The sequence below is a fragment of the Shimia biformata genome, assembly GCF_016888515.1.
Taxonomy (GTDB): Bacteria; Pseudomonadota; Alphaproteobacteria; order Rhodobacterales; family Rhodobacteraceae; genus Shimia_A; species Shimia_A biformata.
This window is the reverse complement of record NZ_JAFEJK010000002.1, coordinates 175,192-196,548: the sequence shown is the minus strand read 5'-3', so window position 1 is coordinate 196,548 and position 21,357 is coordinate 175,192. Positions and strand designations below refer to the sequence as shown.

The 21,357-nt window shown below is 62.7% G+C and carries 25 protein-coding genes; 15 read left to right on the top strand and 10 right to left on the bottom strand.

The window, feature by feature from the left end; genetic code table 11:
* Window positions 1-2: 2 nt before the first annotated feature.
* The gene (locus JQ863_RS16190; RefSeq protein ID WP_204115369.1) at window positions 3-482 is read right to left on the bottom strand and encodes a hypothetical protein; all 480 of its coding nucleotides are present in this window, start codon (window positions 480-482) and stop codon (window positions 3-5) included.
* Between the two features lie 107 nt (window positions 483-589).
* On the opposite strand from JQ863_RS16190, the gene purD reads away from it, so the two are divergent.
* Genes purD through JQ863_RS16175 form a run of 3 tightly spaced genes read left to right on the top strand, consistent with a single transcriptional unit; the run spans window position 590 to window position 2,974 of the window.
* Window positions 590-1,852, top strand: a complete 1,263-nt coding sequence (gene purD, locus JQ863_RS16185; RefSeq protein WP_204115368.1) for a phosphoribosylamine--glycine ligase — start codon at window positions 590-592, stop codon at window positions 1,850-1,852.
* Window positions 1,853-1,872: 20 nt separating this feature from the next.
* Window positions 1,873-2,322, top strand: coding sequence for a GNAT family N-acetyltransferase (locus JQ863_RS16180; RefSeq protein WP_420826282.1), 450 nt, complete (start codon window positions 1,873-1,875; stop codon window positions 2,320-2,322).
* Between the two features lie 37 nt (window positions 2,323-2,359).
* Window positions 2,360-2,974 carry a hypothetical protein gene (locus tag JQ863_RS16175; RefSeq protein ID WP_204115367.1) on the top strand — a complete coding sequence of 205 codons (615 nt, stop codon included), beginning with the start codon at window positions 2,360-2,362 and terminating at the stop codon, window positions 2,972-2,974.
* 10 nt (window positions 2,975-2,984) lie between these two features.
* Here the strand turns inward: JQ863_RS16175 and JQ863_RS16170 are convergent, their stop codons facing one another.
* A complete protein-coding gene (locus tag JQ863_RS16170) occupies window positions 2,985-3,755 on the bottom strand; it encodes an FG-GAP repeat domain-containing protein (RefSeq protein WP_204115366.1) in 771 nt (256 codons plus the stop codon).
* The gene (locus tag JQ863_RS16165) at window positions 3,755-4,078 is read right to left on the bottom strand and encodes a 2Fe-2S iron-sulfur cluster-binding protein (RefSeq protein ID WP_204115365.1); all 324 of its coding nucleotides are present in this window, start codon (window positions 4,076-4,078) and stop codon (window positions 3,755-3,757) included. The genes JQ863_RS16170 and JQ863_RS16165 overlap by 1 nt, the downstream gene beginning before the upstream one ends.
* 142 nt (window positions 4,079-4,220) lie before the next feature.
* On the opposite strand from JQ863_RS16165, the gene JQ863_RS16160 reads away from it, so the two are divergent.
* From JQ863_RS16160 to JQ863_RS16150, 3 genes are all read left to right on the top strand, one after another.
* Window positions 4,221-4,613 carry an OB-fold nucleic acid binding domain-containing protein gene (locus tag JQ863_RS16160; protein ID WP_204115364.1) on the top strand — a complete coding sequence of 131 codons (393 nt, stop codon included), beginning with the start codon at window positions 4,221-4,223 and terminating at the stop codon, window positions 4,611-4,613.
* A 69-nt stretch (window positions 4,614-4,682) separates the two neighbouring features.
* Complete coding sequence (locus tag JQ863_RS16155; protein WP_204115363.1) at window positions 4,683-5,237, top strand: peptidoglycan-binding domain-containing protein; 555 nt, start codon at window positions 4,683-4,685, stop codon at window positions 5,235-5,237.
* A gap of 95 nt (window positions 5,238-5,332) precedes the next feature.
* Complete coding sequence (locus JQ863_RS16150; RefSeq protein ID WP_204115362.1) at window positions 5,333-5,908, top strand: hypothetical protein; 576 nt, start codon at window positions 5,333-5,335, stop codon at window positions 5,906-5,908.
* 232 nt (window positions 5,909-6,140) lie between these two features.
* Here JQ863_RS16150 and JQ863_RS16145 read toward each other — a convergent pair whose 3' ends face one another.
* From JQ863_RS16145 to rpiA, 6 genes are all read right to left on the bottom strand, one after another.
* A complete protein-coding gene (locus JQ863_RS16145) occupies window positions 6,141-7,511 on the bottom strand; it encodes a Do family serine endopeptidase (protein ID WP_204115524.1) in 1,371 nt (456 codons plus the stop codon).
* A gap of 363 nt (window positions 7,512-7,874) precedes the next feature.
* Window positions 7,875-8,072, bottom strand: a complete 198-nt coding sequence (locus JQ863_RS16140) for a DUF2065 domain-containing protein (RefSeq protein ID WP_204115361.1) — start codon at window positions 8,070-8,072, stop codon at window positions 7,875-7,877.
* Entirely contained in the window at window positions 8,069-8,953 is an 885-nt protein-coding gene (gene hflC / locus JQ863_RS16135; RefSeq protein ID WP_204115360.1) for a protease modulator HflC, read from the bottom strand. The genes JQ863_RS16140 and hflC overlap by 4 nt, the downstream gene beginning before the upstream one ends.
* A complete protein-coding gene (gene hflK / locus JQ863_RS16130) occupies window positions 8,953-10,110 on the bottom strand; it encodes an FtsH protease activity modulator HflK (RefSeq protein WP_204115359.1) in 1,158 nt (385 codons plus the stop codon). The genes hflC and hflK overlap by 1 nt, the downstream gene beginning before the upstream one ends.
* Window positions 10,111-10,179: 69 nt before the next feature.
* The gene (gene gor / locus JQ863_RS16125) at window positions 10,180-11,535 is read right to left on the bottom strand and encodes a glutathione-disulfide reductase (protein ID WP_204115358.1); all 1,356 of its coding nucleotides are present in this window, start codon (window positions 11,533-11,535) and stop codon (window positions 10,180-10,182) included.
* Between the two features lie 42 nt (window positions 11,536-11,577).
* On the bottom strand, window positions 11,578-12,366 hold the full coding sequence (gene rpiA, locus JQ863_RS16120) for a ribose-5-phosphate isomerase RpiA (protein ID WP_204115357.1): 789 nt from the start codon (window positions 12,364-12,366) through the stop codon (window positions 11,578-11,580).
* 247 nt (window positions 12,367-12,613) lie between these two features.
* On the opposite strand from rpiA, the gene JQ863_RS16115 reads away from it, so the two are divergent.
* Entirely contained in the window at window positions 12,614-13,318 is a 705-nt protein-coding gene (locus tag JQ863_RS16115) for a glutathione S-transferase family protein (RefSeq protein ID WP_204115356.1), read from the top strand.
* A complete protein-coding gene (locus tag JQ863_RS16110) occupies window positions 13,318-14,691 on the top strand; it encodes an L-serine ammonia-lyase (RefSeq protein ID WP_204115355.1) in 1,374 nt (457 codons plus the stop codon). The genes JQ863_RS16115 and JQ863_RS16110 overlap by 1 nt, the downstream gene beginning before the upstream one ends.
* 125 nt (window positions 14,692-14,816) lie before the next feature.
* Here the strand turns inward: JQ863_RS16110 and JQ863_RS16105 are convergent, their stop codons facing one another.
* Window positions 14,817-15,623, bottom strand: a complete 807-nt coding sequence (locus tag JQ863_RS16105) for a lytic transglycosylase domain-containing protein (RefSeq protein WP_204115354.1) — start codon at window positions 15,621-15,623, stop codon at window positions 14,817-14,819.
* Here JQ863_RS16105 and JQ863_RS16100 point away from each other — a divergent pair.
* From JQ863_RS16100 to JQ863_RS16070, 7 genes are all read left to right on the top strand, one after another.
* Window positions 15,622-15,792, top strand: coding sequence for a hypothetical protein (locus JQ863_RS16100; protein ID WP_204115353.1), 171 nt, complete (start codon window positions 15,622-15,624; stop codon window positions 15,790-15,792). The two genes, JQ863_RS16105 and JQ863_RS16100, sit on opposite strands and share 2 nt — an antisense overlap.
* Window positions 15,793-15,997: 205 nt before the next feature.
* The gene (locus JQ863_RS16095) at window positions 15,998-16,189 is read left to right on the top strand and encodes a hypothetical protein (protein WP_204115352.1); all 192 of its coding nucleotides are present in this window, start codon (window positions 15,998-16,000) and stop codon (window positions 16,187-16,189) included.
* A gap of 207 nt (window positions 16,190-16,396) precedes the next feature.
* Complete coding sequence (locus JQ863_RS16090) at window positions 16,397-16,573, top strand: hypothetical protein (protein ID WP_204115351.1); 177 nt, start codon at window positions 16,397-16,399, stop codon at window positions 16,571-16,573.
* Window positions 16,574-16,749: 176 nt separating this feature from the next.
* A complete protein-coding gene (gene cpaB / locus JQ863_RS16085) occupies window positions 16,750-17,616 on the top strand; it encodes a Flp pilus assembly protein CpaB (RefSeq protein WP_204115350.1) in 867 nt (288 codons plus the stop codon).
* 203 nt (window positions 17,617-17,819) lie between these two features.
* A complete protein-coding gene (locus JQ863_RS16080; RefSeq protein ID WP_204115349.1) occupies window positions 17,820-19,220 on the top strand; it encodes a type II and III secretion system protein family protein in 1,401 nt (466 codons plus the stop codon).
* Between the two features lie 15 nt (window positions 19,221-19,235).
* Entirely contained in the window at window positions 19,236-19,895 is a 660-nt protein-coding gene (locus JQ863_RS16075; RefSeq protein WP_204115523.1) for an OmpA family protein, read from the top strand.
* 197 nt (window positions 19,896-20,092) lie between these two features.
* Complete coding sequence (locus JQ863_RS16070) at window positions 20,093-21,337, top strand: CpaE/TadZ family protein (RefSeq protein ID WP_204115348.1); 1,245 nt, start codon at window positions 20,093-20,095, stop codon at window positions 21,335-21,337.
* Window positions 21,338-21,357: the final 20 nt, after the last annotated feature.

The window sequence follows — 21,357 nt, the reverse complement described above, 5'->3', positions numbered from 1 at the left end:
GTCTATACTTTCAGGTCACGTTTGGCGGCGACAATGAACTGGTCCAGCGCGGCGCGGGACAGGGCCGCACGGCTGTCGAGGTAATCGACGTGGTTCCCATCTGCTTGGGACAACCCGTCCACCGAGCGGAAATGGGAGTCCAGTACCTCTCGGCATTGATCGGAAAACAGGAAGGCGGATTCAAACCGCAAGCGGTCCAGCGCGCTGCGGGCCTTGTCAAACTCGCGCGTCATCGTGGCACGCTGCTCGGGTGTTGGATTGCGGCGCAACACGTCATCTTCCATCAGCGTGTCGAAATAGTGCATCTCATGCGCCAGCACCGAAATGGCCTGTTGATAGGCATCAGCTTTCTTTTCCCACCATTGCCGGGTGCGAAACCCCCGGAGCGAGAAATAGGCCGGCACCCAGACACCCAGCACGATCGTCGCGGTGGCAACCGCGATGTCGGCGAACATATCGCCCCCAAGAACGTCAGGCAGCATCCAAAATGGCTCCGGTTTTGACATGTCGGCGCAATGACGCGTTGCGTCGGGACCTGCGCCACCCTAAAACGCCGCGCAGACGAGGCCAAGCAGATCGGAGTCCTTTCATGAACATTCTCATTCTCGGCAGCGGTGGGCGCGAGCATGCGCTGGCATGGGCGGTCAACCAGAACCCGAAATGCGACAAGCTGATCGTGGCGCCGGGCAATGCCGGAATCGCCCAGATCGCCGATTGCGCGTCGATCGATATCGAGGATGGCGGCGTCGTGGTGAACTTCGTCGAGGAAAACGCCATCGACTTCGTGATCGTCGGACCCGAGGCCCCTTTGGCGGCGGGCGTGGCCGACCGGCTGCGCGAGGCCGGGATTCTCGTCTTCGGTCCCAGCGGGGCAGCCGCGCGGCTGGAAGCGTCGAAAAGCTTCACCAAGGAAATCTGCGACGCGGCCAAGGCCCCCACCGCGGCCTATGGCCATTTCACCGACGCTGACGCGGCCAAGGCCTATATCCGCAAACAGGGCGCGCCGATCGTGGTCAAGGCCGACGGGCTGGCCGCTGGCAAGGGCGTGATCGTGGCGATGGATGAGCAGACCGCGCTGGACGCCATCGACGACATGTTCGGCGGCGCCTTCGGTGGCGCAGGCGCCGAGGTGGTGATCGAAGAGTTCATGGAAGGCGAGGAAGCCAGCTTCTTCATCCTCTGCGACGGCAAGACCGCCCTGCCCATCGGCACCGCGCAGGATCACAAGCGCGTCGGCGAGGGCGACACCGGGCTGAACACCGGCGGCATGGGCGCCTATTCCCCCGCGCCGGTCTTGACCGATGAGATCGCGCAAATGGCGCTGGATCAGATCATCCAGCCCACGATTGACGAGATGGCGAAACGCGGCACCCCCTATCAGGGCGTGCTTTATGCCGGGCTGATGATCAAGGACGGCAAACCGCGCCTTGTCGAATACAACGTCCGTTTCGGCGACCCGGAATGTCAGGTGCTGATGATGCGGCTTGGCGCGCAGGCGATGGACCTTCTGCACGCCGCCGCCGAGGAACGGCTGGCCGAAGCGCAGGTCAACTGGGCTGACGATCACGCCATTACCGTGGTCATGGCGGCAAACGGCTATCCCGGCAGCTATGACAAGGGTTCGGTCATCAAAGGGCTGGATGCCCTGCCCGAGGACAGCAAGAACATGGTTTTCCATGCCGGCACCGGCGAAAAGGACGGCCAGATCGTGGCCACGGGCGGCCGTGTCCTGAACGTGACCGCGCGCGGGGCATCGCTGCAAGAGGCCCGCGACCGCGCCTATGCCATGGTCGAGGCCATCGACTGGCCTGGCGGCTTCTATCGCCGTGATATCGGCTGGCGCGCGCTCTGACGCGGGCCGCCCATCGCCTTGTGCCGGCAACGGACGACCTTGGCGCCGTGCTGTCGCTGATCCGGGCAAGCTTTGCCTATATGGAAGGGCGGATCGACCCGCCCTCGTCCATGCACCGGCTGACCGAGGACAGCATCGCCGCGCAGTGTCAAACGGGAGAGGTCTGGGTGATTGGTCACCCACCCGTCGCCTGCATCTTCCTGACCCCGCGCGCCGACGCGCTTTACCTTGGAAAACTGGCGGTTGCAGCGGACTGTCGTGGGCAGGGACTGGCGCGCGACCTGATCGCGCTGGCTGAAGACCGGGCAAGGGCGATGCGCCTGCCGGCACTGGAATTGCAGACCCGGATCGAACTGGTCGAGGATCACGCCGTCTTTGCGCGGCTTGGTTTTCTTGTGACCGGCCAGACCGCGCACGCAGGCTTTGACCGCCCCACATCGCTGACCATGCGCCGGGACACTTCATGTTAGGGTGCGGTCAAATGCAATGCGTCAGGACCGATCAGATATGACCTACACCCAGCTGCCTGCGGGAACACGCCGCTTTGGGATCAAGCCCGCCCTGCTGCGCACGCGACGCTATTTCGACCTGACCGAAGATGGGCTTGCCTGCCGATCCCGGGACGGAACGCTGGACTGGCAGGTGGCATGGCCCGATCTGACCCGAGTCGTCTTTGTCGATCACCATGTCGAACGGCAGCTCATGTGGCGACTGGACCTGATCTGCGGCGACACGGTGCGCCGCATAGCGATCAACATTCCCGAACAGGGGGCCAAATCGGACCCTGACCTGGCGGAGTTTGTCGACCTGATCGCTGGGATCTCGGAGGCGCTGGCCGCCGCCCGCCCTGAAATGCGGGTCAGCCTCGGCGAATACGGGCGCGCGAAATGGGGCATGCTGGCCGTCGGCGTATTGTCGGCAGTGACCGGGCTGGGCGTCCTGATCGCGGCGCTTGTCGGCGGGGTATCCACGGACCGCATGGCCGCCGCAGCCGTGCCGATGCTTCTTCTGATGGCGCTTGGCGCACTGGTGATCCGTGCGCATCACCCCTGGCAATCAGCGCCTGAAGTCCCGGCGGCCTCCTTTGCCCCGATCCTGCGCGCCTGGGAGATGCACCGCTAGACGCGCCGCATCACCGGCAGCTCAGCGCCTTTTTCAGATCGCCCTGCCCGCGAAACGGCCCGATATCGCGGGACGCGATCCGCCCGTCGGAAAACCGGCTGGCCACCACCCGCGACCAGTTGCCATCCACCGTGATCATCTCGGGTCCTTGCCCGCAATCGCGGATCCCGCCCGAGATGAAATCCTGACCGATCCGATGGTTGGTCAGTCCAGGATTCGACGCAACCTCGGTCAGCTTGCCACCTTGGAAGCGCCAGACGCGCAGCGTCCTGGCCAGATGCGGGCGGTCCACATAGGCGATTTCGACATAACCGTCCCCATCCAGATCCGCGGCCCCGACGGGTGCCAGCCAGCGGTTGCGCTGGCCGATGAAAGGCGTCGTCGCGACCCGGCCGAATTCACCGTCACGGACACCCCAGACCGTCACCCGCGCCCCCAGTTTGACCGAGCTTTCAACGGTGATGACCTCATTCATGCCGTCGCCATCGAGATCGGCAAGACGCGGCTCGGTATCCTCGAAAACGCGATGGTCGGGAAGTGTGACCGACATCTGCGACGTCCCCCACGCGCAGGTGCCGTTTGACCCGACTGTGACTGTCAGCCGCTCCCATTCGACGGCATCGCCCAGCACGCCATGGGCATAGCGGGTGGTCGGACCTTCATAATGCGCGGCATCAATACTTCCGACGCAGTTCGGTCCCGCACCGGTGACCGTGACATTCTCTTGCGCCACGGCGGGCGCGGCAAGGCAGGCGGCCAGCAGGATGGCCGCGCGCCGCATCAGATCTGTTTCTCGGGCATGTTGACGACCAGCCCGTCAAGGTCGTCGGTGACCTTGATCTGACAGGTCAGGCGCGACCGGGCCGGGTCGGGCTCATAGGCGAAGTCCAGCATGTCTTCTTCCATGTCGTCCTTGGCGGGGATTTTCTCGACCCAGTCGGGCGCGACATAGACATGGCAGGTCGAACAGGCGCAGGCGCCGCCGCAATCTGCCTCGATGCCGGGAATGTTGTTGTCGCGCGCACCTTCCATCACCGTCAGGCCGTTGGCCACCTCCACGGTATGCGCGGTGCCGTTATGCTCGATATAGGTGATCTTTGCCATGATCCTGCCGTCCCTGTTGAATTCGCCAAGCCTTGCTAACCAAGTCTTACTAACCAAGCCATCTAGGGCGTTCCAGCCCGTTTTGCGACCCTTTGGTTGTTCCCTTGCGACATTGGATAAATGTTCTATATTTGTTCTCAAGATGGATACCGCGCACCCCGCCCCCTATGACGACTGGCCACGCCCGCCCGCGGCGCTGGTGGCGGCGCGGCTGGACGATCCGCCCAATGGCGCGCGGGTCACGGTGGCGGGGCTGGTGATCCTGCGCCAGCGTCCCGGCACCGCCAAGGGGGTGATCTTCCTCACGCTGGAAGACGAAACAGGCGTGGTGAACGTGATCGTCTGGCGCTCGCTTTACGAACACTTCCGCCGCGCGGTGATCGCGGGCCGCCTGCTGCGCGTCACCGGCCGCATCCAGCGCGAGAACAACGTCACCCATATCATCGCCGAACGGATCGAGGACCTGTCGCCAATGCTGGACGAGTTGCTGAAACCCGCCACCGCCGCCACTGCTGGGGACACGGGCAACGCTTGAGCCTTTTGGCAGGCACAAAAACGCGGTAGAAGGGGCAAAACCCAGCGCGACACCGCCCGAGGCCCGAGCATGACAATCCGCACCGCCCTTCTTCCGGCCCTTGGCCCTTGGTTTCTGGCTGCGCTTGTAACCGCATGCCAGTCCGTGCCCTCGGTCACGCCGCCCGACCTTGGTGCCTTTACCGAACCCGAAATCATCCGCACCACCACCACCTCTGGTCCGCCCGGTGCAGCACCGGGCAGCTGCTGGGGCCGCGACGTCACCCCTGCCGTGGTCGAAACCGTGACCGAACAGGTGGTGCTTCAACCCGCCGAAGTGCTGGCCGACGGGACCGTCGTCAACCCGGCGGTCTATCGCACCGAAACCCGCCAGAAGATCGTCAAGGAACGGCGCGAAACGTGGTTCGAGACCCCTTGTCCCGAAGTCATGACCCCCGAGTTCGTCGCCACCCTGCAACGGGCGCTGGCGGCGCGCGGCCACTATCGCGGCGCAATCAACAGTAGCTACGACAAGCCCACCCGCGCCGCCGTGCGCCGCTACCAGAAACCAGAAGGGCTCGACAGCGGCATCCTGTCTCTCGAAGCCGCCAAATGGCTGGGGCTGGTCGCGGTCGGAGCGGAATAGCGCGGCTTCAGCGGACAGGATGACGCCCCCCCGGACGCGCTATATGCTTTCCAATGCTATTCAGGGGGCCAATTCTATTCAGGGGGTTTGCCGCGATGATCTGGCGCGTTCTCGGACCATGTCTTCTGGTTTGGCTGCTGGCCCAGTCCGGGGCCGCCGACGAACGCCCGCGCGGACTGATGTGGAACCGCAGCGGCCTTGCCGCCACCCTGCCCCTGCAGGTCATGACCGACGCGGGGGCCGACTACCTGCTGCACCTGCATCACCCGGACACCCGCCAGCCGGTCTTTGCAGCCTATATCCGGGGCGGGACATTCTTTCTCGTGCTTGTTCCGCCTGGCCGTTACGAGCTGGCCTTTGCAACGGGCCCCGCTTGGCAGGACGAATCCACCTTGTTCGGCCCCGACACTCGGTTCTTCGTCATTGATCCCCCGCTTGAATTCCGCGCCACGATGACCCGCAGGAACGGTCACCTCATCGATCTGCGCACCACCTCCACACAGGCGGTCAGCGATTTTTCCACCTGCCAGCGGTTCGCGCTGGATCACCGCAGTCTACAACCAGAGACACCGGCCGATCTGACGTCACCGCCAGACCTGCGCACCTCGCCGCGACTGCCAGACGCCCCGCTGGTGCCCCGCTACGACCTTCATGCGTGGGTCTGCGATTGACCGGCCACGCGGCCTGACGATTTTGCGGGACGCGCGCCAAGTGTCGCCTTGTCAGTGAAACTGGCCGGGCTAGAGGCTGTGTCATGGCGGACACCTTCCTTGGGTCATTCTATGTCTTGCCATTTCATGCCCCAAATCCTGCGAATACCCTGAACGGCACGAATGCAAAAACGCCCCCGCATGATCTGCGGGGGCGCTTCACTGTCGTTTTGTGATCTGCCTGGCAGGTTAGCTACTCGTCCAGAGCCAAGGCCACGAACCGGGGTTCACCGCCGCGCCGCACCAGAAGCAGGATCGACTTGCGCCCGGCGTCCTTCGCTTCGGCGATCCGGGTTTCCAGATCCTCGATGCTGGCAAGCCCCTGCTGGCTGGCCTCGGTCAGCACGTCACCGGCGCGCAGGCCCTTTTCCCAGGCTTTCGACGTCTGGTCGACATCCTGCACGACCAGCCCCTCGGCGTCGTCCGACAGGCCCAGTTCACCGCGCAGCGCATCAGTCAGCGGCGCAATGGTCAGGCCCAGGATCTCGGCGCTTTTGCGGCTGTCGTCATCCATCGGCTTCTCGGCGGCGGCAGGCACGGCGCCTTCGGCCTCTTCCCGGCGGCCCAGCGTCACCTTCAGCGTCTGGGTCTTGCCATCGCGCAGCACGGTGATGCGCACAATTTCACCCACCGGCGCGTTGCCGACCATCTTGACCAGACCGCGCGTGTTGACGACATCCTTGCCGTCGAAGCTGAGGATCACGTCACCGGCCAGCATACCGGCTTCTTTTGCCGGGCCTTCCGGCACATCGGTCACCATGGCCCCGGCGACGCGGTCCAGCCCGTCAATCGCCTCGACCATGTCCTCGGTCACGTCCTGAATGCGCACACCCAGCCAGCCACGGCGCGTTTCACCGTATTCCTTCAACTGTCCGACCACGCGTTTCACCACATTCGACGCCATCGAGAACCCAATCCCGATCGACCCGCCATTAGGCGACAGGATCGCGGTATTCACGCCGATCACCTCACCCTCCATGTTGAACAGCGGACCACCCGAGTTGCCCCGGTTGATGGCGGCATCGGTCTGGATGTAGTCGTCATAGGTGCCCGACAATGCCCGGTTGCGGGCCGACACGATCCCGGCAGAAACCGAGAACCCCTGTCCCAGCGGGTTGCCCATCGCCATCACCCAGTCCCCGACGCGCGCCAGGTCGCTGTCTCCGAACTGCACGAACTTCAGCGGCTTGTCGGTCTCGACCTTCAACAGCGCGATGTCGGTGTTGGGATCGCGTCCGACCAGAGTCGCCGGCAGTTCCTCACCCGAGAAGAACTCGATCAGGATCTCGTCCGCGCCTTCGATCACGTGGTTGTTCGTCACCACGTAGCCATCTTCGGAAATCACGAAGCCCGAACCCAGCGCCGAGGTCCGGCGCGGGCGGTCACCATTGCCCTGGCGGTCCTGGAATTCACGGAAGAAATCCTCAAACGGCGAGCCTTCCGGGACAATGCCTTGCGGCCCGGTGCGCCCCGCGACCACGGTCGAGGTGGTGATGTTAACAACCGCGTCACTGACGTTTTCCGCCAGCTCCGCAAAATCTTCGGAATGGGCCTGCGCGGTCATCGTCTGCGCAATGACCAGAACCGCGGCCAGCAGGGTCAGCCACGTGGCCCGCAGCTGAACCAGCAATCCGCGATCCGCAACATGCCCTGCACTGAGAGTTTGTCCATTCAACGCTCTGTACTCCTCATACACATTTTGTCCCCCACATGCGGGGCGTTGTTGAAGCGTTTCGAAACCGACCTGTGGGCCAAGCCTATTGCGAAACGCGTTAACCAACAGTGTATCTAGGATCGCAGGGGCGCAACACAACCTAACGAAAGATTTAACAATTGAATGTGAGGGCGGCGTGAAATCGGTGTGAAATCGGGCCCGACACGGCGGGAAACCGCCTGTTGCGCCGAACGGCAGGGGGCATTGCCGCAGTCAAACCCCCAGCGCATGCGCCAGCCAGACCAGCGCCACGCCGACGCCCAATGCTGCCAGCCCAAGGATGCGCCGCTGTTCTTCGGGCAGCGCCCTCAGCGCCGCCAGCAGGTCCTCGACAAGCGAAGGGGCCAGTGCATAGACCAGCCCCTCCACAACCAATACCAGGCCAATGGCCAGAAGCGCCGTCGCGATCATTCGCTGCCGGACGCCTTGCCGGTATCCGACTTCAGGTAGTTGAAGAAATCGGATGTAGGCGAGATCACCATCGACGAGTTCGACCCGGTCAGCGACTTGCGATAGGCCGACAGCGAACGGTAGAATTCAAAGAACTCCTGATCCGCGCCATAGGCTTCTGCAAAGATCGCGTTGCGTTCGGCATCGGCTTCACCACGGGCAATCTCCGACTGGCGGCGGGCATCCGAGACCAGCTCGACCACCGTCCGGTCGGCCTGCGCGCGGACCCGCTGGGCGGCTTCCTCACCGCGCGCGATCTCGTCCGCGGCTTCCCGTTCACGTTCCGCCCGCATCCGGGCAAAGGTCGCTTCAAGGTTGGCCTGCGGCAGATCGGTGCGCTTCAGCCGCACGTCGATCACCTCAAGACCCAGCGCGCGGGCTTCGAGGATCGCGTTGTTGCGAATTTCCAGCATCAGTGCAGCCCGGTCGGTCGACAGGATGTCATTTGAAGACACCTTACCCAGAACCTCGCGGGTCTGGGCACGCAGGATCGCATCAAGGCGGCGTTCGCCCTGCTCGATCCCGCCGGTACCGACGGCCTGACGGAAGCGTTCCACATCGGAAATCCGGTAACGCGCAAAGGCATCGACGACCAGACGGCGGTCATCCGATGGCGTCACCTCAAGCGGGCCGACCTCGCGGCTGAGGATACGGTCGTCATAGGTCACGACTTCCTGAATCAGCGGGATCTTGAAGGCCAGACCCGGGTCTTCCTTGACGGTCACGACACGACCGAATTGCAGGACAAGCGCCTTTTCGCGTTCATCCACGATAAAGATCGCGGACAGTACACCGACAATGGCCAGAACGAGGATCGGCAGAAGATAGGTTGTGCGGCGCATCAGTTGGCCTCCTTCTTCTTGAGTTCGTTCAGCGGCAGGTAGGGCACGACACCCTGACCACCGGTCTGTTCGTCGATGATGACCTTGTCCACGCCGCCCAGAACCTCTTCCATGGTTTCAAGATAGAGCCGCTTGCGCGTGACTTCGGGCGCTTTCCGGTATTCGTCCAGCACGGCCGAGAACCGGCTGGCCTCACCCTGCGCTTCGTTCACGACCTGCGCACGATAGGCTTCGGCCTCTTCCAGAACCTGCGCCGCCTCACCCCGCGCACCGGCAAGCACACGGTTGGCATAGGCATCCGCCTGTTTCTGCAAGCGGTCACGCTCTTGCGACGCCGATTGCACTTCGCGGAAGCTGTCCTTCACCGGTTCGGGCGGATCGGCACCATCAAAGTTCACCCGCACGACATTCACGCCCGAGTTATAGCTGTCCAGCGTTTCCTGGACCAATTCCTTCAGACGGTCGGCAATGATGTCCCGGTCCCGGTTCAGGATCGGCGCCAGCGCCGATTGCGCGATGATCTCACGCATGGCCGATTCCGACACTGCGCGGATCGTTTCCTGCGGATCGCGCAGGTTGAACAGGTATTGCGCCGGGTCCGAGATGTTCCAGACCACCTGGAAGTCGATATCGACGATGTTCTCGTCACCCGTCAGCATCAGCCCGTCACCGGCTCGTCCCGAGGACGGGATATCCTCGGTCTGTTCGCGCGTCACCGGGATCACCTCGGCACTGACCACAGGCCAGGGGGCGAAGTTCAGACCGGGGTTGCCGGTCGCGTAATACTTGCCAAGGAACAGTTCGACCGATCGTTCCTCGGGCTTCACCGTATAGAAGCTGGCCAGCGCCCACAGGACACCGGCACCCAGGATGCCCAGCCCGACAGTCGTGCGGGTGAACTTCGGCGCGCCGCCGCCACCGCCGGGGGTGCCACCATTGCGGCCACCACCCTGACCGCCGCGCCCGCCCATGAGGACGCGCAGCTGATCCTGGCCCTTCTTCATCAACTCGTCGATATCCGGGATCTGCGGGCCATCGTCGCCCGGAGGTCTGCGGCCACCGTTGTTGCCGCCCCCCTGATCGCCACGGCCGCCGCGATTGCCGCCGCCTCCCTGGTTTCCGCCGCCCCCCCAGGGGCCGCCACTGTTACCTGCCATTAAGGATCATCCCCTCTTTCATCTGTCGCATAAGCGTCTGACCCAAAATTGAGCCTTACGCGGCAAAATTCAACCCGAACGCACCGGAGTCTTCATCGTCACGATTTCTTCCGACATGGTCGGATGCACCGCAACCGTGCGGTCGAAATCTTCCTTGGTTGCGCCCATCTTCACGGCAATGCCCGCCAGCTGGATCATCTCGCCCGCGCCCGGCGCAACGATATGACAGCCAAGAACCTTGCGGGTGGCCTTCGATACGATCAGCTTCATCAGGACCCGTTCGGACCGGCCCGCGAAACTTTGCTGCATCGGTTTGAAGCTGGTGGCATAGACCTCGATCGGTTCTTGATCGCGCGCCTCTTCCTCGCTCAGACCCACGGTGCCAAACTCGGGCTGGGTAAAGATCGCGGTCGGGATCAGCTCGTGATCGGGCTTGGTCGGGTTACCCTTGAACACGGTTTCCACAAAGGCCATGCCCTCGCGGATCGCCACCGGCGTCAGGTTCACCCGGTCGGTCACGTCACCCACGGCATAGACCGACGGCACGGCGGTCTGGCTATAGTCATCGACGACCACCTGCCCGCTGCGCCCCAGTTCGACACCGATCTCTTCCAGACCAAGGCCATCGGTGTTGGGCTTGCGGCCCGTCGCGAACATCACCGCGTCAAAGACCCGCTCGGTCCCGTTGGTGGCCTTGACCCGGATGCCGTTGCCCTCTTTGCGCATCTCAAGGACATTGGTCCCCAGATGCACATCGACCCCGCGCTGGCACATTTCCTCGCAAATCAGTCCGCGCGCTTCTTCGTCGAAGCCTCGCAGGATTTGCGCCCCGCGGTAATATTGCGTGGTCTCGACGCCCAGCCCGTTCATGATCCCGGCAAACTCGCAGGCGATATAGCCGCCGCCGACGATCAGCATGGATTTCGGCAAGGCATCAAGTTGGAAGATGTCGTTCGAGGTGATCCCCAACTCCGCCCCCGGCAAATCAGGCGTGACCGGACGCCCGCCGGTTGCCAGCAGGATATGCTTGGCGCGGAACTGCTGACCATCGGCCAATTCGACCGTATGCGCATCCACCAGCCGCGCGCGCTGGTCATAGGTCACCACGTTGTTGTTCTTCAAAATGCCGCGATAGACATTTTCCAGCCGGTCCAGCTCGGCATGCAGCTTGGTCTTGAAGGCCACCCAGTCAAACACACCCGGTTCGATCTGCCAGCCATAGCTGGCGGCGTCCTCGACCATGCCGGAATATTCCGAAGCAAACACCATCAGCTTCTTGGGCACGCAGCCCCGGATCACGCAGGTGCCGCCATAGCGGTCCTCTTCCGCCAGCGCCACATGCGCCCCTTCCTGCGCCGCGACCCGCGCGGCCCTGACGCCACCGGAGCCGCCCCCGATGACAAAAAGATCATAGTCAAATGACATGGTTATTTCCCGTATCGCGCCGGTTTCGTGCCCCGGCCTGTTCTAGTCCGCGATGTCCGAGAAGAGGTTGTCCTCTTCCGCGAAGTCCAGCATGGCCTCTTCGATGGTGCCCGCGTTGATGTCGCGCACCTCGACCCGGCCGTCGCCATGACCGACCACCACGGCATCACAGATATCTATGAAAAGCCCGTTTTCAACCACGCCCGGCATCTGGTTCAGGACAAGCGCCAGTTGGCGGGGGTCGCCGATCCGCTTCACATGCAGGTCAAGGATGTGGTTGCCCTCATCCGTCATAAAGGGCGCCTCGCCGTTCATCCGCAGGGTCGACGTGCGTCCCAGTACATTCATCCCCACCAGCGTTTCCTCGATCAGCGCCTGCGTGGTCTGCCAGCCGAACGGGATCACCTCGACCGGAAGCGGGAAGGCGCCCAGCGTCTCGACCTCTTTTCCGGCATCGGCGATCACCACCATCTGGTCCGATGCGGTGGCGACGATCTTTTCCTGCAACAGCGCCCCGCCGCCGCCCTTGATAAGGTTCAGCTGGCCGTCGAATTCATCTGCACCGTCAATCGTGACATCCAGCCACTTCGCGGCATCCAGGCTGACCACTTCGATCCCCACTTCCCGCGCCAGTTCCGCCGTGCGGGTCGAGGTCGGCACCCCTTTTATCCGCAACCCCTGCTCGCGCACCATTTCCCCAAGACAGCGCACCAGCCAGGCGGCGGTCGATCCGGTTCCCAGCCCGACCCGCATCCCGTCCTCGACAAAGTCGGTTGCACGTTTCGCGGCGACGAATTTGGCCTTGTCAATGGGCGACAGTTCTCCGGTCATGGGCGAGTCTCCGTATTGCGTTGAAAACCTTATAAGGAATGCCGCGCCAAGGCGCGAGGGGGGATTTCCCGGCCTGAGGGCGGAATAATGTTGTCGGGGCCGGGCCGTGCGGGGAACTCCTGACGCCGCCTGGCTCCACGCCGGGCGCCAATTGAAATCCAAACGGCGACGTCGGGTTTGCGCCAATGACAAAAGAAATGTCGCTTTGGGACTGACGCGGAAATGCGGGGCGCCTAATCTCGCGACCATGGAATCGCGCCTCTGTCTCTACTATGCCCCCGACAACGCCTCGGTGATCATCCGGCTGGCGCTGGAAGAGATGGGTCTGCCCTATGACACCCGACTGGTCGATCGCGCCCGGCAGGAACAAAAGACGGAAGACTATCGCCGTATCAATCCCGCCGGACTGATCCCGGCGCTTGAGACCCCGGGCGGCACCCTGTTTGAGACCGCCGCGATCCTGTTGTGGCTGACCGAACGGACCGGGTTGATGGCACCTCCACCCTCCAGCCCCGAACGCGGAGCGTTCCTGTCGTGGCTGACTTATATGTCAAACACCCACCACAGCGCCCTACGCCAGACCTTTTATCCAGACCAATATGTCGGCGCAGACCCGGCCGCGCAATTGGCACTGATCACGCAGACCCGCCGCATCCTGCAACGCGGCCTTGCCCTGTTCGAGACCCTGGCCGGGTCTGGCCAAAACTGGTTCAACGCCGCCACACCCTCGATCCTCGACTGCTATATGGCCGCCACGTTGCGCTGGATGGCGCTTTATCCGCGCGGCGATACAGATTGGTTCAACCTAGACACCTATCCCGGCCTGCACGCCCTTGCCCGCCGCCTTGACACCCGCCCCGCCGCGATCCGCGTGGCCAAGGCCGAGGGGCTGGGCCCAACCCCGTTCAGCGCCCCCACTTTTCCCAATCCCCCCGAAGGAAGCCCCACCTGATGTTTCTCTCCGTGTTCGACATGTTCAAGATCGGCGTCGGTCCGTCCTCCTCCCACACGATGGGGCCGATGGTGGCGGCCGCGCGTTTCCTCGACATGATCCGCAAGGCACCCTTCGCCGTGCATGGCCTGCGCGCGTCTCTGCATGGTTCGCTGGCCTTCACCGGCGTCGGCCATGCCACCGACCGCGCCACCATCCTCGGCCTCGCCGGGTTCCTGCCTGACAGCTACGACGCCGCCCGCGCAGAAGAAACGTTGGCCCACATCCGCGAAACCCGTCAGGTCACCCCCGAGGACCTGCCCCCGATGACCTTCGATCCCGATACCGACCTTCTGTTCGACTACGGCCCCGCCCTGCCCGGCCATGCCAACGGCATGATCCTGATGGCGACCGATGCACAGGGCGACGTCATCCTGCAGGAGACCTTCTATTCCATCGGCGGCGGCTTCGTGATGAGCGCCGCCGAACTTGCCGCCGGCAAGGACACGGACGAAGGCGCCCCTGTGCCCTTCCCGTTCAAGACCGCCCAGGAAATGCTCGACATGGCCCGGACATCGGGCAAGTCGATTGCCGAGATGAAACGCGCCAACGAGGTCTCGCGCAATGGGGTCGAGGGGTTTCGCACCGGCGTCGCCCGCGTCTGGGAAGTGATGAACGACTGTATCGACCGCGGGCTTTCCACCGACGGCACCCTTCCCGGCGGGCTGAACGTGAAACGACGCGCCAAGGCGATCCACGACGCGCTTCTGGCGGAACGCGGCATGAACCTCTCGGCGCCGCATACGATCAACGACTGGATCAGCGCCTATGCCATGGCCGTGAACGAGGAAAACGCCGCAGGAGGGCAAGTCGTCACCGCCCCCACAAACGGCGCGGCCGGAGTGGTGCCCGCTGTGATCCGCTACTGGCTCGACCACGTCCCCGGCGCAACCGCGTCGCGGATCGACGAGTTTCTGCTGACCGCCGCCGCCATCGGCGGGCTGGTGAAATACAATGCCTCGATCTCGGGCGCCGAAGCCGGGTGCCAGGCCGAGGTCGGCAGCGCCTCGGCGATGGCGGCGGCGGGCCTGTGCGCGGTGATGGGCGGCACGCCCGAACAGGTGGAAAACGCCGCCGAGATCGCGCTGGAACACCACCTCGGCATGACCTGCGACCCGGTCAAGGGCCTGGTTCAGGTGCCCTGCATCGAAAGAAACGGCCTTGGCGCGATCAAGGCCGTCAGCGCCGCCAGCCTGTCCCTGCGCGGCGACGGCACCCATTTCGTGCCGCTGGATGCGGTGATCGAGACCATGCGCCAGACCGGGCACGACATGCATGAGAAATACAAGGAAACCTCGCTGGGGGGGCTGGCTGTCAACGTGCCCAACTGCTGACCGCGACGCGCGCCTCGGGGACGGACGCCTCCGGCGGGGGTATTTTGCACCAGTAAAAAGCCCGGTCGTTCCGCTTTTTTCTGGTCATAAATACCCATGCGCCAACCTGTCGCCGCGCGACCGGGTCAGTTGGTGGCAAAGACACAGCCGTCCGTGATCAGTTCCGGCGGGGTGCGGCACAGGCCGCGCGCGACCGCATAGGCGGCCAGCACCTTGGGCACGTAATCGCGTGTTTCGGCAAAGGGCGGCACGCCGGAATGTCCCTTTACCGCGTTCTCACCGGCATTATAGCCGGCAAGGACAAGGATCGGGTCTCGGTCAAATTCGCTCATCAGGAAGTTCAGGAAAGCCACGCCGCCACGGATATTATCCGCGGCATCGGGATCTTCCGGGACACCGAAACGCGCGGCAGTGGCCGGCATGAGCTGCATCAACCCCTGCGCGCCGGCGCTGCTGACCGCATCCACCCGCCCCGAGCTTTCGACCGATATCATTGCCAGGACAAGCGCCGGCGACACCTCGGTCCCGACGGTGGACTTCAGGATATCGACCCCGTGGCGCCGCGCGATCTCGGCCAGGAACTGCAGACGCGGCGCGGCGACGGGTTCGCCCCCCGGCGGCGCCGACAACAGGTCCAGCGCTTTTTGCAGGCGTCCGGGCGCGGATTGTGCCATCTCGGGCGAGATCGTCTCCCAGAACCAGGCATAGCGCGATCCCGGTGGCGCGTCCTTGGCCTTTGTGGTGCCGGCATCGGCCGTTGCCTTGGGCTTGGGCGCGACCACAGGCGCGGGCTCGATCTGGACGGTGATGCGTTTGGCGGTGCCGGGTTTTGGCGGTTTCACCCGTTTCGCCTTGAAATCGGGAAAGGGCTTCGGCCCCTCGGCCCCCAGCGGGGTCGAAATCAGCGCGCTGACCACGCAAAAACCGATCATGAAGCGCCGGATCACTGCCCTGACCCCATTTCCCGCTTTTGTTCGGCTGCAACTGTCTCAGAAAAATGCCGCTGGCACCAGTTTTGTGGCGCTGAAATCTGACGATTTCGACAAAATCACCACGCGAAATCGGCAAAAATCCGTGGCCAGAAAAATTCTCACCAAGTAATTTCGTTATTAATCAACACATTAACACTTTTCAGCAGAAAAAACTCCGAGTCTCGAAAATCGTGCCATTCGCGCCCAAATCATGCCCCAATCGAGGGGCTATATAAGCTCATACCAAGTCGGGAACAGGCCAATGAGAGAGAGCGGCCACCAAGGACCCGAGGCGGTTGAGACTGAAACCTACTGATCCTCTGGAGGGACTAACAATGATCAAGTTCATCAAAAACTTCCGCAAAGACGAAAACGGCGCCGTGACTGTTGACTGGGTTGTTCTGACCGCAGCCGTCGTTGGCCTGGCCGTTGCAGCTTACACTGCAATCGAAAACAACACCGAAGCTCTGGCCGCAACCGCAGCCGGCGTGATCGCTACCCAAGACGCAAGCGCAGCCAGCCAGTAATCTGGCCTAGCCTGACGCAAGAAGGGGCCGCGCCAATCCTTGGCGCGGCCCTTTTTTCAGAAAATCCCGGGTGGGATTGCTGAGTTGGTAACGAATTGTTGGGTTTTTTTCGGCCAGGATGGGACGACGACGTCGATCACCGGGCCAAATTCCGGTCCGGGTCGATTAGGCCACAAGGACCGGCCGGGGCGCTTGGGAGATTGAGACATGCATTTATTCCTGCATATTTTCCGCAAGGATGAAGACGGCGCCGTCACGGTGGATTGGGTCGTCATCGTTGCCGGGGTTGTTGTTCTTTCGGTTGCTGCCTTCGGCCTGTTCGAGGATGAAGCGGTGTCGCTTGCGACCACGACCGGCAACGTCATCGTCAATTCGGCGAACTGACTTACCCTTCATCGGCCCAGCAAATACCGGGGCCGACACCAATCTTCAGGGAAATGCCACAGAAGCTTCCGGCGCACTCCCTGATTTTGCCACTTTCTTCAGCAATCCTGTTCCTTGGAAAAGTGCGGATGCGCCGGGAGGTCCGGTAGACAGCCGCCAACAAGAAAGGAACTGCCATGCGTAGTATTTTTGCAGTTGTGCTCATGGTCGGCCTCGGACTGGCAGGTTTTGCCGTATACATGGCACAGAACTATATCCAGGGCTATCAGGCCGCCCTAGAGCAGGAACGCGCCCAGCGCGCCCCGGCGATCGAAACCGTCGACGCTTTTGTCATGAACCGCGCCATCAAATACGGCGAGGATCTGAAACCCGAGGATGTTCGAATGGTCAAATGGCCCAAGAACACCATGCCCGAGGGCCTGTTTACCAAGAAAGAAGCATTGTTCTCTGGGAAAGAGGGTGAACATCGCGTCGTTCTGCGCGCGATGGAAAAGAACGAACCGATCCTGGCCATCAAGGTGACCAAACCCGGTGAGGATGCGGGCATCACGTCGCGGCTGGAACGCGGTATGCGCGCCTTTGCCATCAAGGTTGACGTGGCCAGCGGCGTGTCCGGCTTCCTGCGCCCCGGCGACCGTGTCGACGTCTATTGGACCGGCAAGGTTCGCGGCTCGTCCGGCGAACTGGGCACCGACGAGGTGACCAAGCTGATCGAGGCGGGCGTCAGCCTTATCGCGATCGACCAGACCGCCAGCGACGAGGTCGAACACGGCTCGATCGCGCGCACCGTGACCGTGTCGGTCAAGCCGCAACAGGTCGCGGCGCTGGCCCAGGCCCAGACAACCGGGCGTCTGTCGCTGTCGCTTGTCGGCGCCGAAGATGACACGATTGCCGAGGCGATCGAAGTGGACCAGAAAAGCCTTCTGGGGATCACGGATGAGGAAATCGAGGTCGCGCAAGAGGGTCCGCAAAAGCGGGAATGCACGATCCGCACCCGCCGCGCGGGAACGGTGGTCGAAATCCCGATCCCGTGCACGAACTGATCGAAACCCATGAAAAAAAGGGGCGCCGCGTGTCGGCGCCCTTTTTGGCTTTCTGCGGCCAAATAGCCCGCTGTGGCCCGATATCCACATAAAAAGCAAGCGTAAAACCACTGATTGTTGCAATAAAGCCGGTTTTCGCGCACAGTGCGCTCAAGTGCGGGCAATAGACCCGAGAACGAGGCGTGATCGAAAGGCAGGTCACAATGACATATTCGAATGTAATCCGTGCGGCACTGGTTGGGGTCGCACTCACCTTTTCCGGTATTGGCGGATCGGTTTCGGCCGAAAACCTGAAGGTCGTGCAATCGGGCACTTCTTCCACTCTGGGCGTCGCGATGAACCGCGCCGTGGTCGTGGAAAGCGAAGAGCCCTTCGCCGAGCTCAGTATCGCCAACCCGCTGATTGCAGACATCTCGTCGCTGTCGGACCGCACTATTTACGTGCTGGGGAAATCGCCGGGGACAACGACGCTGACCCTTCTGGATGCCGCCGGCAAACTGATCACGAATGTCGAAGTCCGCGTCGCACCGGATATCGCCGAGTTCAAAGAGCGCCTGCGCCAGATCCTGCCCAAAGAGCGGATCGAGGTGCGCACCGCCAATGACGGCATCGTCCTGTCGGGCACCGTCTCGAGCCCTCAAAAACTGCAACGCGCTCTGGATCTTGCCGAACGCTACGCACCGGAACGCGTGTCGAACCTGATGTCGGTGGGCGGGGTTCAGCAGGTCATGCTGAAAGTTCGCTTCTCGGAAATGCAGCGTGCGGTTTCGAAGCAGCTTGGCACCTCGTTTGCCGCGTCGGGCGGCGGTGTCGCCATCGAAACCGGCACCTGGCTCGAAGGGTCGAACGGCCTTGGCAACCCGGTTGCCATCTCGTCGGGCGCCGCCGGTGCCGCGGTTCTGGAATTCGGCCTGGGGTCGCTTGAACTGGGCATCATCCTTGAGGCGCTGGAAGAAAAAGGCATCGTCCGCACCCTGGCCGAGCCGAACCTGACCGCACTGTCCGGCCAGGAAGCGAAATTCCTCGCCGGTGGCGAATACCCGGTCCCGGTTTCGGGCGAACTGGGCAGCGTGACAATCGAATTCAAACCGTTTGGTGTCGAACTGAACTTCATCCCCCGCGTGGTGGATGGCGACCTGATCAACCTGGAACTGGAAGCAGCAGTTTCGGCGATCGACAGCGCCAACTCCTACTCCGACGGGACGTTCACCATCAACGCCTTCCGTCGCCGCGAGACCTCGACCACGGTTGAGCTTCGAGATGGCGAAAGCTTTGCAATTGCAGGACTTTTGCAAGACGACTTCCTTGACAACAACGCGCAGGTGCCGTGGCTCGGCGACATCCCCGTCCTCGGGGCCCTGTTCCGCAGCGCCGACTTCCAGCGCAACCAGTCGGAACTGGTCATCATCGTCACCGCGCATCTGGTGACCCCGACCCGTGGCGAGGCTCTGGCCCTGCCCACCGACCGGATTCGGCCGCCCAGCGAAAGCGAACTGTTCCTTTACGGTCGCGTCGCAAGCTCGGCCAAGGATGCCCCCAAAGGGGCGGCAGCCGAAGTGGCCAAGCAGGACTTCAGCGGCTCTTACGGCTACGTGATGGATTAAGGAAAGGCGATGACCATGAAACAAATCCTTTTGACATCGCTGGCGGCTGCCACGCTCTTGGGCGGCTGCGGCTATGAAGCCGGCCACCAGTCCTACTTCGTCGAAGCGGGCACCGACAATGTCGCATCCCAGCTTGGGCCCTCGACGATGAACAACCTCGCCCTTCAGACGGGCGAAAAGGAATACGCCATCGTCCTGGCTGAACGCTTCAACGCCGAAGTCAACGACACGATCAACTTCGCCTTCAACTCGACCGTGATCGACGCCGAGGCGCGGGCGATTCTCGACCAGCAGGCCGATTTCATCCGCCAATTCCCGGAAGTGCGCTTCCGTGTCTACGGCCACACCGACGCAGTCGGGACCGCAGCCTATAACAAAGGCCTTGGTCTGCGCCGTGCGCAGGCCGTGGTCTCTTACTTCGCGGCACGCGGCATCAGCCGCTCGCGGCTAGAGGCAATGGTCTCCTTCGGCGAAACCCAACCGGTTGTCGCCACCCCGGACCGCGAACGCCGCAACCGGCGCACCGTGACCGAGGTCTCGGGCTTCGTGAAACGTCACCCGACCATCATGGACGGCAAATATGCCGAGGTGATCTATCGCGAATACATCAACAGTGCGATTCCGGCACAGGGAACCTCTGGGATCAGCGGCACCGACTTCGGGACCGACAGCTGACGCGTCGCTTCCAGATTCCGCACAATTTCGATTATTTAGCCCCAATGTTGCCTAAGTTGACCTGAATAGTCTTTCCAAAGGGCAAAGTGCGTCCGGTGTGATTTCGGATGCACTGCGGGTCTCGAACCGACGCGGCGAGTATGTGCCGCATCCCGTCGGACGTGACCCGCAGCCCGGTAAAGAAGGACTTGAGGCTGATGACGAGTGACGCGACGACTGATGGGGACCTGAGCCCGATTCTCGCTTGCACGGTGTGCCGTGACATCGAGAATTTCGAGCTTTTGATCGTCGATATGGAAGAGGCGCTTGACGAGAAGTGGGGCGACCTCGGATTTTCCGACATTATGCAGTTCATTGACCAGCCCGACGCAAGCGGGTTGGAATTCATTGCGCTGGCAATCGACGATCTGGACGAGGAAAACCTGGACAGCCTGATGGAGATCATCACGGCGGCCAAATCCCGCGAGATTTCGACAGTTCTGGTGGCCGAGGACGTGACCCCGGCTTCGCTGCACAAGCTGCTGCGCCACGGTGCGGACGAGTTTATCCCCTACCCCTTGCCGCCGGGCGAACTGCAGGCGGTGATTCAACGCATCCGCGACCGCAGAACGGCCCCGCCTGCAGAAGAAGTCCAGACGGTGGCGCTCAAAAGCGGCGAGCAATCCCGCGAGGGCGTGCTGATCGCAGTCCACGGACTGGCGGGGGGCACCGGCGCGACCACGCTGGCGGTAAACCTGGCCTGGGAACTGGCCAATATCTCGAAGGACGATGCGCCATCTGTCTGCATCCTTGATCTCGACCTGCAGTTCGGCAGCGTCTCGACCTATCTCGATTTGCAGCGCCGCGAGGCCGCGTTCGAACTCTTGTCGGACACCGACAGCATGGACAGCGAAAGCTTTGGCCAGGCGCTGCAATCCTATGAGGACAAGCTCAACGTCCTGACCGCGCCGCCCGACATCATCCCGCTCGACATGATCTCGCCCGAGGACATCGAGAAGGTGCTGGAAACCGCACGCAGGCATTTCGACTTCGTGATCGTCGATATGCCTTCGACGCTTGTTCAATGGTCGGAAACCGTGCTGCACGCGGCACATGTCTATTTCGCCACGCTCGAGATTGACATGCGCTCGGCCCAGAACGCGCTGCGTCTGAAACGTGCGCTTCAGGCCGAAGACCTGCCCTTTGAGAAACTGCGCTACGTGCTGAACCGGGCACCGAAGTTCACCGATCTTTCGGGCAAGTCGCGGGTCAAGCGGCTGGCCGAGTCGCTGGATATCTCGATCGACGTGCAATTGCCCGACGGCGGCAAGCAGATCGCCCAGACGGGGGATCACGGCCAGACCCTTGCCGAAGCAGCCGGCAAGAACCCCCTGCGCAAGGAAATCCAGAAGCTGGCCCAGGGGCTTTACGAACTGGACCAGGCCGACCCCAAGGCCGCGTGACATAACGAGTAGAGGCACAT